Source organism: Burkholderia sp. 572, assembly GCF_040545135.1.
Classification (GTDB): Bacteria; Pseudomonadota; Gammaproteobacteria; order Burkholderiales; family Burkholderiaceae; genus Burkholderia; species Burkholderia cepacia.
Genome location: NZ_JBEPLH010000012.1, coordinates 25,192 through 46,425, shown reverse-complemented (window position 1 = coordinate 46,425; position 21,234 = coordinate 25,192). Strand labels below are relative to the sequence as shown.

The following is a 21,234-nucleotide window of genomic DNA, read 5'->3' as shown; positions in this document are numbered from 1 at the left end:
ATGACGTGGACGATGCGAACCGATGGAGACGCAGGAAAAGAAAGGCTATTGCACGTTGTGCCGGTCGCGCTGCGGCACGGTCAACGTCGTGCGCGGCGACACGATGATCAAGGTCCGCCCCGACGACACGCATCCGACCGGCCGCGCGATGTGCATGAAGGGAAAGGCCGCGCCCGAACTCGTACATCACCCGAATCGGGTGTTGCATCCCATGCGGCGCACGCGCCCGAAGGATGCCGCCGACCCCGGCTGGCGGCGCATCGGCTGGGATGAAGCGCTCTCCGAGATCGCGGAACGTCTTGCTCATTTCAAACGGGAAAACGGTGCCGAGTCGGTCGCGTTTGGCGTCACCACGCCAAGCGGAACGCCGATGAGCGACAGCATCGACTGGGTCGAGCGATTCGTCTGGTCATTCGGGAGCCCGAACATCTGCTACGCGACCGAGATCTGCAACTGGCACAAGGACAGCGCGCATGCCTTTACGTTCGGCTGCGGCATTCCAGCCGCGGATTACCGGAATGCCGAGCTCATCGTGCTGTGGGGAAACAATCCCGCCAACACCTGGCTGGCGCAGGCCGACGCCATCGCGAAGGGCCGCCGCAACGGGGCCAGGCTGATCGTCGTCGATCCGCGGCCGACCGCACTCGCACGCGAGGCCGATCTGTGGCTGCGGGTGAACCCCGGGACGGACGGCGCGCTCGCGATGGCGATCGCACGGCAGATGATCGCGACCGGCAACGTCGACGATGCGTTCGTCCGGGAATGGACGAACGGCCCATTGCTCGTGCGTGCCGACACCGGACGGTTTCTGCGCGAGCGCGACATCGACGGCGATGCGCCGGGCAACCGGTACGTGCTCTGGAACGCGACGCTCGACCGGCTGGAGCTGGCCGGAGAGGAAACCGCGACCCGACCTTCCGATCTGTCGATGGCCGGCGTCCGCCATGTGGCGGTCCGGGATTCGGCCGGGCACAACATGCACGTGGCATGTACACCGGCCTTCGACCTCTATTCGGCGGCGCTCGCCCCCTTTACGCCGGAACATGCGGCGGCGATCACCGGGGTCGACGCAGCCGACATCGTCGAAGCCGCCCGAATGCTGCGGCCGCATCAGGCAATCGCCTATCACGCGTGGTCGGGCGTCGGCATGCACACCAACGCCACCCAGACCGAGCGCGCGATTGCGACGCTGTATGCGTTGACGGGTGCGTTCGACACGCGCGGCTCGAATCGGGAATGGACGAAGCAGCCGGCCAACCCGGTCAGCAGCTACGCGATGCTGAACCCGCAGCAACGCGCAAAAGCGCTCGGCCTCGCGGATCGGCCGCTCGGCCCGCCGTCGCAAGGCTGGGTCACGGCGCGCGACGTCTATCGCGCCATCCTCGACGGCGAGCCCTACCGCGTCCGTGCGCTGGTCGCGTTCGGTACGAACATGGTGCTGTCCCAGGCGGATGGCGGCGTCGCGCACGACGCGCTCTGCGCGCTCGACTTTCATGTTCACTGCGATCTCTTCGAAACACCGTCGTCACGCTATGCGGACATCCTGCTGCCCGTGAACACACCGTGGGAACGGGAAGGCCTGCGTCTCGGCTTCGAGATCGACGAGCGCGCGGTCGAACTCGTGCAGCTCAGGCAGCGCATGGTGCCGCCGAGAGGAGAGAGCCGCGCGGACTACGACATCGTCTTCGACCTCGCCGTGCGACTCGGCATGCAGGACACATTCTTCGGCGGCAGCATCGAGGCGGGATGGAATCACGTGCTCGAACCGCTCGGGCTGGACGTTGCGTCGCTGCGCGCCCATCCGGAAGGCATCGTCAGGCCGTTGCCTCAAAACGAGCGGCAGTACGCGGCGGCGACACCCGACGGCGTGCGCGGTTTCAACACGGAGACACGGCGTGTCGAACTGTACTCCGAGAAACTGCATCGTCACGGCTACCCGCCCGTTCCACGGTACGTACCGCCGCAGCACGGCGAAGATGCGCGGGCGGACAATCGCCGTCGCTTCCCGTGTACGTTGACCTCGACGAAGAACGGGTACTACTGCCACAGCCAGCATCGCGGCCTGCCAAGCCTGCGTCGCCGCGCGCCGTACCCGGTGGCGGAACTCAATGACGAACGGGCGGCGGAACACGGCATCGTCGACGGCGACTGGTGCCTGATCGAAACGACGAACGGCTCGGCACGCTTCAAGGCACGCGTCGTCCCGGAACTCGCCCGCGACGTGATCGTGGCCGAATACGGCTGGTGGCAAGCCTGCGACGAGGTCGGCCAGGATGCGCTCCCGGTGGACGGGCACGACAACAGCAATTTCAACCGCCTCGTCTCGGCGACGAAACTCGATCCGGTCAGCGGATCCTCGCCGCTGCGTTCCGTGCGTTGCCGCATCAGGCTCGACCCGTCGGTCGATCCGTCGCGCCGGTCGTGGAAAGGCCTGCGGGATTTTGTCGTATCCGCCATGCACGAAGAAGCGAGCGGCGTGCGAACCGTCACGTTTCGCGCCGCGGACGGCGGCGCACTGCCGGACTATCTGCCCGGCCAGCACGTGAGCTTGCATGTCCCGTCGCTCGGCGACGGCGGGACGACGCGCGCCTATTCGCTGACGGGCGCCGCCCGCGAAGACGATCGCCGCACGTACTCCATCTCGGTACGCCACCAGAAAGGCCGGACCCGCGACGGCACGGCGTTCGAAGGCGCGATGTCGTCGTACATCCACGGCACGCTCAAGGTCGGCGACCCCGTGTTGCTCGGTGCGCCCGGCGGGACGTTCGTCGTGCCGCCGGCATCGCGGCAGCCGGTCGTGATGTTCGCCGGCGGCATCGGCATCACGCCCTTCATCTCGTACCTGGAATCGATCCGGGACCAGGCGGACCGTGCGCCGGAGTCGAGACTCTTCTATGCGAACCTGAACAGCACGACCCACGCGTTCCGCGAACGCATCGAGACATTGAAGCGGCGGCTGCCGACGTTCGAGGTCGTCAACTGCTACAACCAGCCGCACGACGAAACGCCGGGACACGACTATCAGATGCTCGGCTACCTGTCGGCCGACGTGGTCGACGACGACCTGATCCGGCGGCGCGCGCGTTTTTTTCTGTGCGGCCCCGAACCGATGATGCAGGCGATTGCGTCGGGACTGATCGAGCGCGGCGTACCGCCGTTCGACATCTTCAAGGAGGCGTTCAGGTCGCCGTCCAGGCCGACGCCCGACCCGTCGAAGCAATACGCGGTGCAGTTCGCGCGATCGCGTCGCACGGCCACCTGGACAGCTCGCGACGGCAGCCTGCTGTCGTTCGCGGAACGTCTCGGCATCGCATTGCCGAGCGGTTGCCGGGTCGGGCAATGCGAGAGCTGCGCGGTCAAGGTCATGTCGGGCGAAGTCACGCATTTGAGCGGGCATGGACCGGACGAACCGGACATGTGCCTCGCCTGCCAGGCCATTCCGGCCACCGACGTCAGCATCGACGCATAACCCCCGTTCGAGGAAAGGTTCACCATGAAATTTTTCGACGCCGTCGCGACACGCGACGCACTGGATTTCGAATCGCTGGTCGCACGCCTGCGACAGGCGTTCATCGACGGCTGCCACGTCCCGCTTCGCCATGCGCACACACTCCATGCCGACGGCGAAGACGAAGGCACGGTGCTCATCATGCCCGCGTGGGAAGACAACGGCTACCTGGGCATCAAGACGGTCAACATCTTCCCGGGCAATGCGAGACACGGCATGCCCGGACTGCACTCGACCTACGTGCTCTATGACGGGCGGACAGGCCAGCCGCTTGCGCAGCTGGACGGAAACGAAATCACGTCGCGCCGCACCGCGGCTGCGTCTGCGCTGGCCGCGACCTATCTGGCCCGCCCGGATGCGTCGCGCCTCGTGCTGATGGGGGCCGGCCGGGTCGGCAGCCTGGTTCCGCCCGCCTATCGCAGCCAGTTACCGATCTCGGTCGTCGAGGTCTGGGACAGGGATCGCGACGCGGTTGCACGACTGGTCGACGGGCTGACCCGGCTCGGTTTCGATGCCTCACCCGTCACGAACCTCGAGGCAAGCATCCGTCGCGCGGACGTCGTCACGTGCGCGACGCTTGCGACGGAACCGATAGTCCGCGGCGCGTGGCTCGCACCGGGGTCGCACCTGGACCTGATCGGCAGCTTTACGCCGCGCATGCGCGAAGCCGACGACGATTGCTTCCGGCAGGCGGAGATTTATGTCGATACGGACGAGGCACCGCAGAAATCGGGCGACCTTCTGGGGCCGCTCGCACGCAACGTCATTGCGCCCGACCGCCTGAACCGGACACTGACGGCGCTGTGCCGGGGCGAAGCACAGGGGCGGACGAACGACAGCCAGCGCACCGTGTTCAAGGCGGTCGGCACCGCACTCGAGGATCTGGCCGCGGCCGTTCAAATAGTTGAAAAGACAAACTGAAGCCGTGACGGGCAAGGAGATCGAAATGAAAGAGCTGATGGACGTGCAGGACTGCGACGCGCCGGCGGTCGACCGTGAACGCATGCTGGAGCGGATGGCCGCGGGCATGGCACGCTGGTCGGAAAAGTGGTTCCCGGACGCCTATATCTTCGCCGCGCTCGCCGTGGTGATCGTGGCGGTGGGCGCACTGGCAGCCGGTGCGCCGGTCACGCGGGTCGGCATTGCGTTCGGCGATGGCTTCTGGAGTCTTATCCCGTTCACGATGCAGATGGCGATCGTCGCCATCTCGGGCTATGTCGTCGCGGTGTCGCCGCCCGCATCGAGGCTGATCGATGCGCTCGCGCGCCTGCCGTCGTCCGGGCGCGCATCGGTAACGTTCGTTGCGCTCGTCAGTATCGTCGCATCGCTGTTCAACTGGGCGATCAGCCTGATCTTCAGCGGCCTTCTGGTCCGGGCGCTGGCCCGCCGCACCGATCTGCGCATGGATTACCGGGCAGCGGGCGCGGCGGCCTATCTCGGGATGGGTGCGACGTGGGCGCTGGGATTGAGTTCATCCGCCTCGCAATTGCAGGCAAATCCGGACAGCCTGCCCAAGGCGCTGCTGGCCATCTCCGGCGTCATACCCTTCACCGAGACGATCTTTCTCCCGCAGTCGATGCTGATGGCCGCCGTGCTGACCGGCGCGTCGCTGCTGATCGCGTACCTGTCCGCGCCCAACGACGCACGGGCGAAAACCGCGGCGGAGCTGGGCATTCATCTCGACGAAAGCCATGCGACGCTCGCACGTCCGACCCGCCCGGGGGACTGGCTCGAGTACAGTCCGCTCGTCACCATTGCCATCGTGGCGATCGGCGCGATCTGGGCCTGGCACGAGTTCACGACGAAGAATCCGCTGATCGCGATCTCGAATCTGAACACGTACAACTTTCTGTTCCTGCTGCTGGGCATGCTGCTGAACTGGCGGCCGAGACGATTCCTCAATGCCGTCGCGCGTTCGGTGCCGTCTGTTGCGGGTGTGCTGATCCAGTTTCCGCTGTACGGCGGGATCGCCTACATCCTGACAAAGGCGGCGGCACCCGCCGGACTGCCGCTCTCCGATCACCTCGCCCATTTCTTCGTTGCGATGTCGTCGCATGCGTCGTTTCCCGCAGTGATGGGCGTGTATTCGGCCGTGCTCGGGTTCTTCGTGCCGTCCGGCGGCGGCAAGTGGATCATCGAGGCGCCGTACGTCATCGAGGCGGCGAAACTGCTGCAGGTTCATCTGGGCTGGGCCGTGACGGTCTACAACGCTGCCGAGGCGTTGCCGAACCTGATCAACCCGTTCTGGATGCTGCCGCTACTCGGGGTGCTCGGGTTGCGTGCCCGCGACATTGTCGGTTTCACGTTCACGCAACTGGCGGTTCACCTGCCGCTCGTGATCTTCATGCTCTGGGCGCTCGCGGGCACACTCGCCTACCATCCGCCCGTCATGCCGTAACGCGCGACGCGTTCACGGCATCGCGACGATCGATCGGCTTCACGCCCGTCGTGCCGCGCGCGGTGCACCTGGCATCAGTGGAACTCGCGGCTCGACGTGCGCAGGCCGCCGAGCAGCGGCGTCAGATCCTCGAAATGCTGCGCGACGAGGTGCCTCACGTCGCTCGCGACCTGCCACACGCCGGACACGGCGAGCAGCCGCGAATCGAGGGTTTCGCGGCGCTGCCGCGCGAGCAGCTCGGGCCGGACGATCAGGTTCACGCAGCCCGTTTCGTCCTCGAGCGTCATGAACATCACGCCTTTCGCGGTGCCCGGCATCTGCCGCGCGGTCACGAGCCCGCACGCGCGCGCGAGCCGGCCGTCGGGGCGGTCGTGCAATTCGGCCGCGGACGACAGCCGCCGCGCACGCAGCTCGGGCCGCAGCAGCGCGACCGGGTGGCGGTTCAGCGTGAGGCCGGTGGTGTGATAGTCGGCGAGGATGTCGTCGGCCTCCGACGGCGCGCCGAGTGCCGGCTTCTCCGCTTCGTCGATCGGGGCGGTCGCGAGCAGGTCGCGCTCGGGTGCTGCGGCAACCGCTTGCCACAGCGCATCGCGGCGGTGGCCGGCGAGGGTCGCGAGCGCGTTCGCGGCGGCGAGCGCCTCGAGATCGCGGCGTTCGAGCTGCGCGCGACGGGCCAATGTGTCGACGTTCTCGAACGGGCTGGCCGTGCGCGCGATTTCGATACGCCGCGCGGCCGCCTCGCCGAGTCCGCGGACGAGCGACAGGCCGAGCCGCACGGCAGGCTGGCCGTGTGGCGGCGGCTGATCGGGCAGCGCTTCGAGCGATGCCTCCCAGCCGCTTTGCGTGACGTCGATCGGCAGGACCTGCACGCCGTGACGCTTCGCGTCCTGCACGAGTTGCGACGGCGGATAGAAACCCATCGGCTGGCTGTTCAGCAATGCGGCGAGGAAGATCGCCGGTTCGTGGCATTTGAGCCAGCTGCTGGCGTAGGCGAGCTTCGCGAAGCTCGCCGCGTGGCTCTCGGGGAAACCGTATTCGCCGAAGCCCTTGATCTGCTCGAAGATCTGTTCGGCAAATTCACGCGCGTAGCCGCGTTCGAGCATGCCGTGGACGATCTTGTCGTGATACTTCTCGAGATTGCCCTTGCGCTTCCATGCAGCCATCGCGCGACGCAATTCATCCGCTTCGCCGGGTGTGAAACCCGCGGCGACGATCGCGATCTGCATGACCTGTTCCTGAAAGATCGGCACGCCAAGCGTACGAACGAGCACCTCCTCGAGTGCCTCGCTCGGATACGTCACCTCGCCCTCTTCCTCGCCAGCGATGATCCTGCGCCGCTTCAGGTACGGATGCACCGCACCGCCCTGGATCGGCCCCGGCCGAACGATCGATACCTGGATCACGAGATCGTAGTAGTTGCGCGGCCGCAGGCGCGGCAACATCGACATCTGCGCGCGCGATTCGATCTGGAACACGCCGACCGTATCGGCGCGGCAGATCATGTCGTAGGTTGCTTCGTCACCCTGCGGAATGTGTTTCAACGTGAATGGCTCGCCGTTCGGTTCCGGCGGCCCGCGCCATGCGGTGCGCATGTCGAACGCGCGATGCAGCGCCGACAGCATGCCGAGCGCGAGCACGTCGACCTTCATCAGCTTGAGCGATTCGAGATCGTCTTTATCCCACTGGATCACGCGCCGCCCGTCCATTGCAGCGTTCTCGACGGGCACGAGCCGTGTGAGCTTGCCTCGACTGATCACGAAGCCGCCCGAGTGCTGCGACAGGTGGCGCGGAAAGTTGAGCAATCGCCCCGACAATTCGGCCCATGCGCGAATCATCGGCGTCGCCGGGTCGAGCCCGGTCGTCGCGAATTGCTGCAGCAGATCACGGCTGCCATCGAACCAGCGATGCCCCTTCGCGACGCGATCGATCAGCATCGGATCGACACCGAGCGCCTTGCCGGTTTCGCGCAACACGCCGCGCGGACGATACGTCGATACGGCGGCGGCGAGTGCGGCGCGGTCGTGTCCGTATTTTTCGTAGATGTGCTGAATCACTTCTTCCCGACGCTGATGCTCGAAGTCGACGTCGATATCGGGCGGCTCGCCACGCTCCGCGCTGATGAAACGCTCGAACAGCATCGTGCTCTGATCGGGGTCGACCTCGGTGATACCGAGGCAATAGCAGACGACCGAGTTTGCCGCCGAGCCCCGGCCCTGACACAGGATGTTCCGGCTGCGCGCGAATTTGACGATGTCGTAGACCGTCAGGAAGAACGGTTCATAGCTCAGCTTTGCGATCAGGTCGAGTTCATACCGGATCTGCTTCGCCACTTTCTCCGGCATCCCCTGCGGATAACGCTCGGCCGCCCCTGCCTCGGTTTCCTGTTTCAGATAGCTCGTAGGCGTGAGCCCCTTCGGCACGATCTCGTCGGGATACTCGTAGCGCAGCGAATCGAGTTCGAAATGACAAGCATCGAGCATCGCGCACGTTTCCGCGATCTCCTCCGGCGAAAACAGCTTCCCGATCCGCCCGCGCGCACGCAGATGCTGCTCCGCATTCGGCGCGAGCGCATAACCGCATTCCGCGACAGGCATCCCGACACGAATCGCCGTCATCACGTCCTGCAGTTCCTTGCACGAGCGCCGGTGCATCGTCACGTCGCCGAGTGCGACGATGCGCACGCCGCGCCGCTCGCCCGCCGCACGAATCTCCTCGCGCTGCGCACCGTCCAGCGCGCGCTGCAACTGCACGAGCCCGAGCCGCGCACGCTCGCCGAACGTCGCGCGAAACCACGCGACCTGTGCATCGAGCACGTCCGCCCGCACCGGATACGTGGGCACGAGAATCGCGAAGCAGTCCGGCATGCCGCGCAGGTGTGCGAATGCCTCGGGCGGCCTTGACAGCATGTGTGACGTCAGCGTGTAAGTCCCCTTCGGCGCTTCCATCCGCCGCCACGAAATCAGCTCGGACAGGTTGCCGTAGCCTTCCCGATTCTGCGCGAGCAGCACGAGCCCGAACGCGCCGGGGCCCGGATCGTGGCCCGGTGCGACTTCATCCGGTGTGACTTCGAAGTACGAACCGATGACGAGCGGCAACCCTTTCGCCTTCGCCGCGACGTGCATGCGCGGTGCACCGGCGAGCGAGCATTCGTCGGTGATCGCGATCCCGCGATAGCCGAGTTCCGCCGCACGCTCGACCAGTTCTTCCGCATGCGACGCGCCATGCAGGAACGAAAAGTTCGAACGGCAGAACAACTCCGCGTAATCGGGCAGCCAGCTGAATTCCGCAACCATGACCGTTCACCCGAACAGGCCGTGCAGGAACCAGCGCGGCTCGGCCTCGCTCGCTGCCCGCTCCTTGAACACCCAGTAGCACGCACCGGTTTCGTCCTGCGCGACATGGTAATCGCGTGCGGCGAGCTGGCCATCGAACCACCCGGCCTCGATCCGTTCCACCGACGACATCATCCTGAGCGGCGTATGAAATACCGGCCGCTCCCCCCGCATCAGCAGCGGCAGCGGCTCGTCCAGCAACCACGCGGGCCTCGGCGGCACGGCCGGCGGCCCGCCGGCCGGCTTGCCGGCCTGCGCATCGAGCGGCAGCCAGCGGTTCGCGGCCTCGGGCCGGTGATCGGCGACGGGTGCCGCGCGCAGCACGTTCTCCGCGCCGAGCCGTGCGACCAGCAGCTCGAACAGCCGCGCGCGCGTCTCTTTCGTGCCGCCCGGCTCGGGGAAAAGATCGTCGGCCGGCGGTGCGACCGATTCGACGCGCGTGGCCTTCAGACGCACCGCGATCACCGCGGCCGGCAACTCGACGCGCGCGAGCCGCTCGCCGAGCAGCCGCATGAAGTGCGTCTCGTCGCGCACGGGCGCGGCGAACGCGAGTTCGAGCGGCGTCGGCGGCACGGCCTGACGGCCGCGCTCGTGTTCGAGATCGAACGTCATCGCGGCCAGCGACAGCTGCCGTGCGGCCAGCCAGCCGCACAGCTGCACGACGAGCCGCCGCGCGGCGAACAGCACGGCTTCCGCGTATTCGACGCGCTCCGGCAATTCGAGCCGCACGTCGAACACGGGCGGCACCGCCATCCATGCGAGCGGCTCGACCGCATCGCCGTACGCGCGATCGAGCGCGGCCAGCAACGCGGGACCGCAGCGGCGCTGCAGCCCCGCGCGCGGCAGGTTGCGCAGGTCGGCGAGCGTGCGGCAGCCGAGGCCGTCGAACCAGCCCGCATACGGACGCGCATCGGGCAGCAGCACGCACGGCAGCCTGTCGAGCGAACGCACGAGCGACACCTGGCCGGCGACGCGGCGCCGGATGCGTGCACGGGCCGACACGCGCGCGAGCAGCCACGCGCCCCGCCCGGTCGGTGCGGCGGACAGGCGCGCCGCATAGCCGAGCGCCGCGAGCGTCGCGCGCACCTGTCGGCACAGCGACGGCAGGCCGCCGAACAGGCGCAGGCTCGGGCCGACGTCGACGATCAGCGTGGCTTCGTCGTCGAGCGCAACGCACGGCGAAAAGCGCAGCAACGCGAGCGCGACCGCGCGCAGCGCATCGGCCTCGCGCGCGGGGTCGCGTTCGACGAGCCGCGTGTGCGGCGCGAGCGTGAGCACGCCGCCGCGCTTCATGCCCGCGCGCACGCCCTGCCGGCGCGCGGGCGCATCGGCGATCAGCACGACACCCTGCTCGAGCACCGCGCAGCCTGCTTCGTCCACTTCGTCAGCTTCGTCTACGCGTTGCGCCGCGCCGTCAGACGGCGGCGGGGCGCACACGTCGAGCGGCAGGCGCGGCAGATGGATGCCGAGCAAGACGCGCATAGCGGCTCTCCACGATGGGCGACGGCAGGTCGAGCACGAGCGGCTCGCCGCGTGCGGGGCCACGACGCTTGACGATGTCGAGCGACACGCCGCACGGCACCGGATACAGCGCGACACGCAGCACGGCCGGCGACGGTTGCCGCGCGGCCGACAGCGGGCGCAGCATCACGAACAGCGTGTCGCCCGTGCGCGCGGCCGCGAGATGCAGGCGCCGCAGCGCATCGGGCCGCGCATCCTGCCAGAGCAGCAGCGCGCCGCAGCACCCCGTCTTGAGCGCCTGCTCGGCGGCCCACAGCGCATCGGTGCGGCTGCCGGCGCGCAGCCACAGCAGCGCGTCGGACGGTACGCCGAGGCTGGCGAGCGCGGTTGCATGCGGCGATTGAGGCGGCGCGACGAGCGCAAGCGGACGGCGCGCGCTGACGGTGCGTGCGAGCGCGGGCGCGAGCAGCCGCATCTCGCCGCAGCCCGGCTGCGCGGCCAGCAGTTCGACGAGCCCGCCGACCGGCCAGCCGCCGCCCGGCAGCTCGGCCGACAGCGGGGCGAAGCCGGTATCGATCGTGCGCGGGCCGCCGCGCGCGAGCTGGGAACCGCGCCACAGCGACGGATGAAGGGATTCGGGAGAAATGGAGGATGCGAGCATGACGCCACCCACAACTGTATGGATATACAGTATATGGCAATGCGCTCGCGTCGCACAGCACCGGCGCGAAACCGGTTTTCGTCAGAGGAAAAACGACGGGAAAGCCGGCGCGGCCGTCATGTTACGCCGCACCGGAGCGGGTGTGGCCGGATCGTGCCGCCCGAACGCGCGCCACCGTCATCCGGGCCGAATTGCCGACCCGCCGCGCCACCCCAATTCGTCGGGCTGATTCGTCGAGCCGACTTTGTCGACCCGACCCGACTCGCCGGGCCGGCACGCCAACCCTCACGCGAACCGGCACGATGCAACACCCCGCGCCGCGCCGGCCCGCCAGCCGCCCGTCAGCCGAGCAGCAGCGCGTCGTCGTCGAGCTGCTCGTGACGCACCTTCTCGAACATCTGCAGCAGGTCCGGCACGTCGAGCCCCTTGCGCGCGTCGCCCGACACGTCGAGCACGACCTGCCCCTGGTGCAGCATCACCGTGCGGTCGCCGTAGTCGAGCGCCTGCCGCATGCTGTGCGTGACCATCATCGTCGTCAGCCTGCTCTCGGCGACGATGCGCGCGGTCAGCTCCAGCACGAACGCGGCCGTCTTCGGGTCGAGCGCGGCCGTGTGCTCGTCGAGCAGCAGGATCCGCGACGGCCGCAGCGACGCCATCAACAGGCTCACCGCCTGCCGCTGGCCGCCCGACAGCAGACCGATCCGGTCGGTCAACCGGTTTTCCAGCCCGAGGTTCAGCAGCCGCAGCTTGTCGCGGAACAGCTCGCGCGACGGCCGGTCGAGCGCCGCGCGAAAGCCGCGCCGCGCGCCGCGCGCCATCGCGAGCGCCATGTTTTCCTCGATCGTCAGCGCCTCGCAGGTGCCGGCCATCGGATCCTGGAACACGCGCGCGACGAGGTGCGCGCGGTCCCACGCGGCCTTGCGCGTGACGTCCGTGCCGTCGATCGAGATGCGTCCCGCATCGATGGCCTGGTCGCCGCTGATCGCATTGAGGAAGGTCGATTTGCCGGCGCCGTTCGAGCCGATCACCGCGACGAACTGGCCGTCGGGAATCTCGAGCGACAGCCCGCGCAGCGCGCGCGTCTCGATCGGCGTGCCGGGATTGAACGTCAGTTTCAGGTCTTGTGCGGACAGCATGTCAGGCCCCTCCGTTCTTGCGCGCGAACAGCTTCTTGCGCGTTGCCGGCAGCACCAGCGCGATCGTGACGAGCGCGGCCGTCACGAGGTTCAGGTCCTGCGCCTTCAGCCCGATGAATTCGCTGTTCAGCGCAAGCGCGATGAAGAAGCGGTAGACGATCGCGCCGAGCACGACGGCGAGCGTCGTCAGCACGAGCCGGCGCGCCGGCAGCAGCGTTTCGCCGATGATCACCGCGGCCAGCCCGATCACGATCGTGCCGATCCCCATCGAGATGTCCGCGCCGCCCTGCGTCTGCGCGAACAACGCACCGGCGAGCGCGACGAGCGCGTTCGACAGCGCCATCCCGGCGAGCGTCGCGCGGCCGGTCGCGATGCCCTGCGCGCGCGCCATCCGCGGGTTCGCGCCGGTCGCGCGCATCGCGAGGCCGAGCTGCGACGAGAAGAACCAGTCGAGGCCGAGCTTCGCGACCACGACGACGATCGCGAGCAGCGCGGGGCGCAGCACGTAATCGGGCATCCAGTCGGGCTGCAGCACGGTGAAGACGGTCGGCTCGGTGATGAGCGGCACGTTCGGCCGGCCCATGATCCGCAGGTTCACCGAATAGAGCGCGATCATCATCAGGATGCTGGCGAGCAGGTCCATGATCTTCAGACGCACGTTGAGCCAGCCGGTGATGAAGCCGGCCGCCGCGCCCGCGACGATCGCGATGCAGGTCGAGCTGAACGGGTCGTAGCCGGCGGAGATCAGCGTCGCGGCGACGGCGCCGCCGAGCGGAAAGCTGCCGTCGACGGTGAGGTCGGGGAAGTTGAGGATGCGAAACGAGATCAGCACCCCGAGGGCGACGAGGCTGAAGATCAGGCCGATCTCCAGGGCGCCCAGAAACGAGAACAGAGACATGATGGGGAAATCCTGTTGCTTCCCGGCCGGACGTGTACGGCCGGGCGAAGCGAACGGGCGGCCCCGGGTGGGAGCCGCCCGTCCGGCGGTGTCGTTCAGGCCCGGATCGGGCCTGCAGGCGCGGCGGTCGGGCCGCGGCTTACTTGATGACCGTCTTCGCGTCCTTGAGCAGATCCGGCGCGAGCGTCACGCCCTGCTTCGCGGCCGCACCCGTGTTCGCGAACAGCTCGAGGTTGCTGCTCGTTTCCGACGCGATCGCGCCCGGCTTCTCGCCCTTCAGGATGCGCGCGACGACCTTGCCCGTCTGGCGGCCGAGGTCGCCGTAGTTGATGCCGAGCGCCGCGATGCCGCCGCGCTTCACGCTGTCGGTGTCGCCGGCGACGAGCGGGATCTTCGCTTCGTTCGCGACCTTCACGAGCGCTTCGTACGCGGACACGACGTTGTTGTCGGTGTTCGTGTAGATCACGTCGACCTTGCCGATCAGGCTTTTCGCGGCCGGGCCGATGTCGACGGTGCGCGGCGCGGCCGCTTCCTTCAGCGTCATCCCCTGCTTCGCGAGGATTTCCTTCAGCTCCTTCACGACGACGACCGAATTCGCCTCGCCCGGGTTGTAGACCATGCCGACCGTCTTCGCGTTGGGCACGACGCGCTTGATCAGCGCGACCTGGCGATCGAGCGGCAGCTTGTCGGACACGCCCGTCACGTTGGTGCCCGACGGGCCCCAGCCCTTCACGAGCTGCGCGGCGACCGGATCGGTCACGCCCGAATAGACGACCGGCACGCTCTTCGTCGATGCAACCACCGCCTGCGCGGCCGGCGTCGCGATCGCGACGATCACGTCGGGCTGGTCGCCGACGAACTTGCGCGCGATCTGCGCGGCCGTGCCCGTGTTGCCCTGCGCGCTCTGGTATTCCCACTTGAGCTTGTCGTCGCCGTAACCTTCCGCCTTCAGCTCGGCGCGCACGCCGTCGCGGATCGCATCGAGCGCCGGGTGGTCGACGATCGACAGCACCTTGACGGTCTGTGCGTGCGCGGCACCGGCCAGCGCGAGCGCGGCCACGCCGGCCGTGATCGAACGGATCGCGAAAGTCTTGAAACGCTTCATGGGTGTGTCTCCCCCGTATTGTGTCGGTTCTGGATGATGGATTCCCGCCGCCGTCATGCGGGCGCCGCCACGCGTGCGACGCGGTGGCGGCCGGCCCGTGCGCGCCCCGGGAAGGCGCGCAGCGGCGAACGCACGAGGATACCATTTCCGCAGACCACCGCCTGACTCCGAGCTTTCTTGAAGAGGCCGGGCCGCGGCGCCCGCCGGGGCGCCGCCACCGCGCGCGAAGCCCGGCCGGCGGCGGTTTCGGCCGGCCCCGGCGCAACGCGTCAGCCGTGCTCGCGGCTTTACGTTATGCTGTCGGCCGACCCAGTCCACGCCATCGGAGGCGACATGAAACGGGGGATCCGAGCCATCGCATTCGCGGCTGTCGCGCTGGCGTTGCCGGGGGCGGCGTTCGCGCTGACCGACGGCAGCGCGCAATACGACGACTGCATGCTCAATGCGCTGCGCGAGAGCCGCAACGGTGCGGCGGCCCAGTTGATCCAGCGCTCGTGCGACGCGCTGTACCGCAACAACGCGATGCTGCTGCCGCGCGAGCGGCGCTTTCACGAGTGCGTCGTGCAGTCGCTGCCGGGCGTGCGCGACAACTATGCGATCCAGCAGATCATGTCGATCTGCTCGCGGCGCGGCGAGATGTGAGACGGCGCCGAACGCGGCATCCCGCGGCCCCCGACCGGCCGCGCCAATGAAAAAGGGCCTGCGCGATGCAGGCCCTTTCGTTCAGCGGTCCGGCCGGTGTGCGGCGTTCAGAACGACGCGACCATCGAACCCTTGAACTGCTTCTTGATGAATTCCCGCACTTCCTGCGACTGGTACGCCTTGACCAGCTTCTTCACCCACGGCTGGTCCTTGTCCTTCGCGCGCACGGCGATCAGGTTCGCGTACGGGCTCGTCAGCGATTCGAGCGCGATCGCGTCCTTGGTCGGCTGCAGGTTCGCGGCGAGCGCGTAGTTCGTGTTGATCACGGCCGCGTCGACGTCCGACAGCACGCGCGGCAGTTGCGCGGCGTCGAGTTCGGAGATCTTCAGCTTCTTCGGGTTCTCGGCGATGTCGAGCACCGTCGCGTTGTTGCCGCCCGTGCCGGCGCCCGCCTTCAGCTTGATCACGCCTTGCGTCTGCAGCAGCAGCAGCGCGCGGTTCTCGTTCGACGGATCGTTCGGCACCGCGAGCTTCGCGCCTTGCGGCAGGTCCTTCAGCGTCTTGAACTTCTTCGAGTACACGCCGATCGGCGAGATGTAGGTCAGGCCCGCGCTGACGATCTTGTAGCCGCGCTGCTTCACCTGGCTGTCGAGGTAGGGCTGGTGCTGGAAGCTGTTCGCGTCGAGGTCGCCCGAATCGAGCGCCGCGTTCGGCTGCACGTAGTCGTTGAACTCGATGACCTTCACGTTCAGGCCTTCCTTCTCCTTCGCGACCTTCTGCACGAGCTGCCACACTTCCGCATCCGGGCCGGCCACCGTGCCGACCTTGATCACCTTGTCTTCGGCGTGCGCGCCTGCCGACAGCGTCAGCGCTGCACCGGTGGCCAGCACGGAAAATACCTTCAGGAGACTGCGACGCTTCATCTGTTTCTCGCTTTCTTGCTTACTGGAAATGGGGCGCGATACGGGTATGCCCCGACTCGCAGGAAGGGGCAAATGGTGTCACAGGATCGGCGGGAAGTGAAATACATCCCGCTCATATGGGTATGCACCGCAGCGGTGCCGGCGAAGGCTGCGCGACTCGGCCGTTAGTTGCGTTTGATCGACGGGCGCGTCACGCCACCACCGCACGGTCGGCCGCCTTCGTGCCGAATGCAGGTTCGCCCCTCTGCCCGCCGGCCCGGCGCGGCGACAGGCCGTCAGCATCGACGACCCGGAACGCGCCGACCGCATCGCGCAGCCGCGCGGCCTGTTCCTGCAGCGACGCGGCAGCCGCCGCCGCTTCCTCGACGAGCGCCGCGTTCTGCTGCGTCACCTGATCCATCTGCGTGACCGCGCGCCCGACCTGCGTGATGCCGCTCGCCTGCTCCTCGGACGCGGCCGCGATCTCGCCCATGATGTCGGTCACGCGCGCGACGGCCTGGAGGATCTCGCCCATCGTCGTGCCGGCCTGGCCGACCAGCGTCGAGCCGTTGCGCACGCGCTCGACCGAGTCGACGATCAGCTCGCGGATCTCCTTCGCGGCCGTCGCGCTGCGCTGCGCGAGCGAGCGCACTTCGCCCGCGACCACCGCGAAGCCGCGGCCCTGCTCGCCCGCGCGCGCGGCTTCGACCGCCGCGTTCAGCGCGAGGATGTTGGTCTGGAACGCGATGCCCTCGATCACGCCGATGATGTCGGCGATCTTGCGCGAGCTGTCGTCGATCTCGCCCATCGTGCCGATCACGCGGTTCACGACGTCGCTCCCCGCGCGCGCGATCTCCGATGCGTTGTTCGCAAGCCCGCTCGCCTGTCGCGCGTTGTCGGCGTTCTGCTTCACCGTCGCGGTCAGCTGCTCCATGCTCGCGGCGGTTTCCTCCAGCGACGCGGCCTGCTCCTCGGTGCGCTGCGACAGGTCGTCGTTGCCGGCCGAGATCTGGCGGCTCGCCGACGCGATCGATCCGGCCGACTGGCGAATCCCGCCGATCGTCGCCTGCAGGCGGGCCTGCATGTCGTGCATCGCGGCCATCATGCTCGTACGGTCGCCCGCGCGCACGGGCACCGGCTGCGTCAGGTCGCCCTGCGCGATGCGCGCCGCGAGCGCGGCCGCTTCGTCGGGCTCGCCGCCGAGGCTGCCGCGCACGTTGCGGATGATCACCAGCATCGCCGCGCTGATCACGAAGCCGATCACGAGCACGACCGCGAGGTGGCCGAGCAGCGTCCGGTAATAGATGGTGTCGATGTCCTTCAGGAAGACGCCGCTCGAGATGTTCCAGTCCCACGGCGTGAAACGCGTGACGTAGCTGATCTTCGGCGCGGCGGTTTCGCTGTGCGGCAGGCGCCCGCGGTACTCGGCGAAGCCGCTGCCGGTTTCCTTCGCGGCGTTCAGGATCGTGACGAACAGCGGCTTGCCGTCCGGGTCGAGATAGTCGCCGACCTGCGTGCCGACCAGCTTCGGCAGCGTCGGATGCATCAGCACGACCGGCTTCGAGTCCATCACGAACACGTAGCCCGAATCGCCATAGCGCATCGCGGCCAGGCTCGCGAGCGCGTCGCGCTTCGCGTCGGCCTCGGGCAGCGTGCCGCCCTGCGCGAGTGCGTGATACGCCTTCACGATGCCGGCCGCCGAGTCGACGAGATTCACGATGCCTGCCTTGCGTTCGGCGAGCATCGTCGCGCGCGTCTCGTACGCGCTCCATGCGCCGACGCCCAGGAGACCGATCCATACCAGCGCAAGCGCGAGCCACAGCTTGCGGTTCAAACTCATTCTGCTCATCTGCGTGCCTTTGTCGATGTCGATGCGCACGCTGCGCGCGAACGGCCCGCCCCGCGCAAACGCTTGCCTTTTTATTTACGGCACCGAGGCTTACAACTTGAATACGCGCGGGTGCGGCAAACCGCCGGTCGGTCGGCCGCCCGCGGCGCGACAGCCCGCATCCGCTGTGCTAAAAAGACCGGCTGGCCGGCACACGAGGAGCCGGCACCATTCCGGGGGCCATCCATGTACGTCATCGACATCCACTACACCGCATCGCTCGAACACATCGACGATGCGCTCGAACGCCATCGCGCATTCCTGCAGCCGCAGTTCGACAAGGGCATCTTCATCGCGGCCGGGCCGAAGGTGCCGCGCGAAGGCGGCGTGATCCTCGCGGCCCGCATCGATCGCGACGAGCTGGACGCGATCCTGAAGACCGATCCGTTCGTCACCGAGGGGCTCGCCACGTATCGCGTGACGGAATTCCGGATCACGCGCGCCGCATCCGGCTTCAACGTCCCCGCGCTGCCGTAACGCGACATGCGACGCGTGCGCGATGCGCGCGCGCCGACACGCCGCCCGACGGGCGGCGCATGCCAACAACGAGGAGAGAACCAGGGTGACGGCGCGTGGCGGCCGTCACGCGAAACGCCGGGCCGGGCGCCCGGCGGCGGCCGGTCAGTCGACCAGCAGCTTCAGGTCGTGGACCCACGGGCCGGGGCCCTGGCCGTCACGCACGAACAGGCGCAGCTTGCCGTCGCGGTCGAACACGTAGCTCGCGGCGGTGTGATCCATCGTGTAGCTGCCGGGCGTCTTGCCGGGCACCTTCGCGTAGTACACGCGGAAATCCTTCGTGACCTTCTTCAGCGCGGCTTCGTCGGCCGGCCGCAGGCCGATGAACGACGGATCGAACGCGGGCACGTACTGGCCGAGCAGCGCCGGCGTGTCACGCTCCGGGTCGACGGTGACGAACAGCACCTGCACGCGTTTCGCGGCATCGGGCCCGAGCTGTTTCAACGCTTCGGACAGCTCGGCCATCGTCGTCGGGCACACGTCCGGGCAGTGCGTATAGCCGAAGAACATCACGACGGCCTTGCCCTTGAAATCGCCGAGCGTGCGCACCTTGCCGGCCGTATCGGGCAGCGAGAAGTCGCTGCCGAACTGCGTGTTGCCGGTGATGTCGAGATTCTGGAATTTCGGCGCGTTGTCGCATCCGGCGAGCAGCAGCGCTGCCGTGAATGCGCATGCGAGCATCCAGCCTTGGCGCGCGCGGCGCCCGAACCGTGATTGGAGCATTGCGTTCAAACCGTGCGGTTACACGCCGAGCAGCGGGCGTGCATAGTGATCGACGAGCAGCGCGGCAAACAGCAGCGACAGGTAGACGATCGAGTAGCGGAAGGCCTTGCGGGCGAGTTCGTCCGAATAGTCGCGATGGATCTTCCACGCATACGCGAGGAACACCGCGCCGAGCAGCACCGCGCTCGTCAGGTAGACGGCCCCGCTCATCCCGGAGATGAACGGCATCAGCGTGACCGCGAACAGGATCACCGTGTACAGCAGGATGTGCAGCCGCGTGAACTTCTCGCCGTGCGTGACGGGCAGCATCGGCAGCCCCGCGTTCTCGTAATCCTTGCGGCGATACAGCGCGAGCACCCAGAAATGCGGCGGCGTCCACACGAAGATGATCAGCACGAGGATCCACGCGTCGCCCGGCACCGCGCCGGTGACCGCGGCCCACCCGAGCGCCGGCGGCATCGCGCCCGACGCGCCGCCGATCACGATGTTCTGCGGCGTCATCGGCTTGAGCAGCAGCGTGTAGATCACCGCATAACCGACGAAGGTGGCGATCGTCAGCCACATCGTCAGCGGGTTCGTGAACGTATAGAGCGTCCATGCGCCGACGCTGCCGAGCACGGCCGAGAACAGCAGGATCTGCGGCGTCGTGATCTCGCCGCGCGCGGACGGGCGCCACGCGGTACGGCGCATCATCGCGTCGATCTTCTGTTCGACGAGGCAGTTGATCGCGAACGCCGCGCCGGCCAGCAGCCAGATGCCGACCGTACCGCCGATCAGCACGTGCCACGGCACCATGCCCGGCGTCGCGAGGAACATGCCGATCACCGCGCAGAACACCGCGAGCTGCGTGACACGCGGCTTCGTCAGCGCCATGTACTGGGAAAAGCGGCTACCGGGCGATTGGGAGAGGGTGCTTTGCATGGGGGCGGTCACGCCGGGGCGGCGTCGCGCGCAGGCTGCGCGACACGGCCGGGGCGGCTTGAAAGGATGCGAAAGTTTAACATGACGACGAGCAGCAGCAGGATCGCGGCCCCGCCGTTGTGCGCGACGGCGACCGGCAGCGGCCACTGCAGCACGATGTTGGTCAGGCCCGTCACGAACTGCAGCAGGACGACCAGCAGCACGCCGTTCGCGGGGCGCCGCAGCGATTCGAAGCGGCGCATCTTCAGCGCGAACGCGACCAGATACGCGACCACGACGAACGCGAACGTGCGGTGCGTCCAGTGGATCGCGACCAGCGCGTCCTGCGTGATCGCGTCGCCGTCCTTCGTCATTCCGAGCGCGCGCCACAGGTGGAAGCCGTGCTGGAAGTCCATCGGCGGAATCCACTGGCCGTTGCAGGTCGGGAAGTCGGTGCATGCGAGCACCGCGTAGTTGGTGCTCACCCAGCCGCCGAGCGCGATCTGCACGACCAGCAGCACGAGCGCCGCGAGCGCGGCCGCGCGATAGCGGCCGGCTTCCGGATCGTACGACGGCAGCGGCGTCTGCCGCGCCGCAAGCCACCCGAGCGTGCCGAGCAGCGTGAGGCCGAGCAGCAGGTGGATCGTGACGATCACCGGCTGCAGCTTCATCGTGACCGTCCATGCGCCGAACGCGCCCTGCACGAGGATCAGCAGCAGCAGGCTCGTCGGCCACCACGGCGACACGTGCAGCGGGCGGCGGCGCAGCCTTGCAGACCACGCGATCACGACCTGCGCGATGATCAGCACGCCGATCGCCATCGCGAAATAGCGGTGGATCATCTCGATCCACGCCTTCGTCATGCTGACGGGGCCCGTCGGCATCGCCTGGTGCGCGGCCGTGATCGCGGCGTGCGCGATGAACGGCGACGACGTGCCGTAGCAGCCGGGCCAGTCAGGGCAGCCGAGCCCCGAGTCGGTCAGCCGCGTGAAGCCGCCGAACATCACGAGGTCGAGCGTCAGGAAGGTGGTGATCCACACCAGCTTGCGAAACTTGTTGTCGTCGGCCTTCACCCACACGTACGACAGCGGCAGCAGCGCGATGCACAGGCCGATCAGGCCGAGTTGCAGTAGATACGACATCGGTTCTTTGCCTCTCGTCTTG

16 protein-coding genes are annotated in these 21,234 nt (G+C 67.9%); 5 read left to right on the top strand and 11 right to left on the bottom strand.

Annotated features, from left to right (window positions below; all coding sequences use genetic code 11):
- Window positions 1-22: 22 nt before the first annotated feature.
- Genes ABIC51_RS22915 through ABIC51_RS22905 form a run of 3 tightly spaced genes read left to right on the top strand, consistent with a single transcriptional unit; the run spans window position 23 to window position 5,906 of the window.
- Window positions 23-3,469 carry a molybdopterin-dependent oxidoreductase gene (locus ABIC51_RS22915; protein ID WP_175861908.1) on the top strand — a complete coding sequence of 1,149 codons (3,447 nt, stop codon included), beginning with the start codon at window positions 23-25 and terminating at the stop codon, window positions 3,467-3,469.
- 24 nt (window positions 3,470-3,493) lie between these two features.
- Window positions 3,494-4,429 carry a bifunctional Delta(1)-pyrroline-2-carboxylate/Delta(1)-piperideine-2-carboxylate reductase gene (lhpI, locus tag ABIC51_RS22910; RefSeq protein WP_027789076.1) on the top strand — a complete coding sequence of 312 codons (936 nt, stop codon included), beginning with the start codon at window positions 3,494-3,496 and terminating at the stop codon, window positions 4,427-4,429.
- A 25-nt stretch (window positions 4,430-4,454) separates the two neighbouring features.
- Window positions 4,455-5,906: a short-chain fatty acid transporter gene (locus ABIC51_RS22905; protein WP_134256469.1), complete on the top strand. Its 1,452-nt coding sequence runs from the start codon at window positions 4,455-4,457 to the stop codon at window positions 5,904-5,906.
- Window positions 5,907-5,980: 74 nt separating this feature from the next.
- Here ABIC51_RS22905 and ABIC51_RS22900 read toward each other — a convergent pair whose 3' ends face one another.
- The 6 genes from ABIC51_RS22900 to ABIC51_RS22875 all read right to left on the bottom strand — a co-directional run bounded on the left by ABIC51_RS22900 (window position 5,981) and on the right by ABIC51_RS22875 (window position 14,499).
- Entirely contained in the window at window positions 5,981-9,199 is a 3,219-nt protein-coding gene (locus ABIC51_RS22900; RefSeq protein WP_354006643.1) for an error-prone DNA polymerase, read from the bottom strand.
- A gap of 6 nt (window positions 9,200-9,205) precedes the next feature.
- Window positions 9,206-10,720 carry a Y-family DNA polymerase gene (locus tag ABIC51_RS22895; RefSeq protein WP_091923787.1) on the bottom strand — a complete coding sequence of 505 codons (1,515 nt, stop codon included), beginning with the start codon at window positions 10,718-10,720 and terminating at the stop codon, window positions 9,206-9,208.
- Window positions 10,653-11,360 carry a translesion DNA synthesis-associated protein ImuA gene (gene imuA / locus ABIC51_RS22890; RefSeq protein WP_146253655.1) on the bottom strand — a complete coding sequence of 236 codons (708 nt, stop codon included), beginning with the start codon at window positions 11,358-11,360 and terminating at the stop codon, window positions 10,653-10,655. The genes ABIC51_RS22895 and imuA overlap by 68 nt, the downstream gene beginning before the upstream one ends.
- Window positions 11,361-11,701: 341 nt before the next feature.
- Window positions 11,702-12,496, bottom strand: coding sequence for an ABC transporter ATP-binding protein (locus ABIC51_RS22885; RefSeq protein WP_354006642.1), 795 nt, complete (start codon window positions 12,494-12,496; stop codon window positions 11,702-11,704).
- Window position 12,497: 1 nt separating this feature from the next.
- On the bottom strand, window positions 12,498-13,394 hold the full coding sequence (locus tag ABIC51_RS22880; RefSeq protein ID WP_027789071.1) for an ABC transporter permease: 897 nt from the start codon (window positions 13,392-13,394) through the stop codon (window positions 12,498-12,500).
- A gap of 139 nt (window positions 13,395-13,533) precedes the next feature.
- A complete protein-coding gene (locus tag ABIC51_RS22875; RefSeq protein ID WP_027789070.1) occupies window positions 13,534-14,499 on the bottom strand; it encodes an ABC transporter substrate-binding protein in 966 nt (321 codons plus the stop codon).
- A gap of 333 nt (window positions 14,500-14,832) precedes the next feature.
- Here ABIC51_RS22875 and ABIC51_RS22870 point away from each other — a divergent pair, with 333 nt between their 5' ends.
- Window positions 14,833-15,141, top strand: coding sequence for a VF_A0006 family four-cysteine protein (locus ABIC51_RS22870; protein ID WP_021164244.1), 309 nt, complete (start codon window positions 14,833-14,835; stop codon window positions 15,139-15,141).
- Window positions 15,142-15,248: 107 nt separating this feature from the next.
- On the opposite strand, the gene ABIC51_RS22865 is transcribed toward ABIC51_RS22870, so the two are convergent.
- A complete protein-coding gene (locus tag ABIC51_RS22865) occupies window positions 15,249-16,064 on the bottom strand; it encodes a MetQ/NlpA family ABC transporter substrate-binding protein (RefSeq protein WP_027789069.1) in 816 nt (271 codons plus the stop codon).
- Window positions 16,065-16,254: 190 nt separating this feature from the next.
- On the bottom strand, window positions 16,255-17,892 hold the full coding sequence (locus ABIC51_RS22860; protein WP_226161028.1) for a methyl-accepting chemotaxis protein: 1,638 nt from the start codon (window positions 17,890-17,892) through the stop codon (window positions 16,255-16,257).
- Between the two features lie 225 nt (window positions 17,893-18,117).
- Between ABIC51_RS22860 and ABIC51_RS22855 the strand changes: the two genes are divergently transcribed.
- Complete coding sequence (locus ABIC51_RS22855) at window positions 18,118-18,408, top strand: YciI family protein (protein ID WP_021163754.1); 291 nt, start codon at window positions 18,118-18,120, stop codon at window positions 18,406-18,408.
- A gap of 144 nt (window positions 18,409-18,552) precedes the next feature.
- Here ABIC51_RS22855 and ABIC51_RS22850 read toward each other — a convergent pair whose 3' ends face one another.
- From ABIC51_RS22850 to ABIC51_RS22840, 3 genes are read right to left on the bottom strand one after another with little or no spacing between them, the layout of a single operon-like run.
- Window positions 18,553-19,170, bottom strand: coding sequence for an SCO family protein (locus ABIC51_RS22850; protein WP_042978155.1), 618 nt, complete (start codon window positions 19,168-19,170; stop codon window positions 18,553-18,555).
- Window positions 19,171-19,188: 18 nt separating this feature from the next.
- The gene (cyoE, locus tag ABIC51_RS22845) at window positions 19,189-20,091 is read right to left on the bottom strand and encodes a heme o synthase (RefSeq protein WP_006477738.1); all 903 of its coding nucleotides are present in this window, start codon (window positions 20,089-20,091) and stop codon (window positions 19,189-19,191) included.
- 8 nt (window positions 20,092-20,099) lie between these two features.
- Window positions 20,100-21,212: a COX15/CtaA family protein gene (locus ABIC51_RS22840; protein WP_021163752.1), complete on the bottom strand. Its 1,113-nt coding sequence runs from the start codon at window positions 21,210-21,212 to the stop codon at window positions 20,100-20,102.
- Window positions 21,213-21,234: the final 22 nt, after the last annotated feature.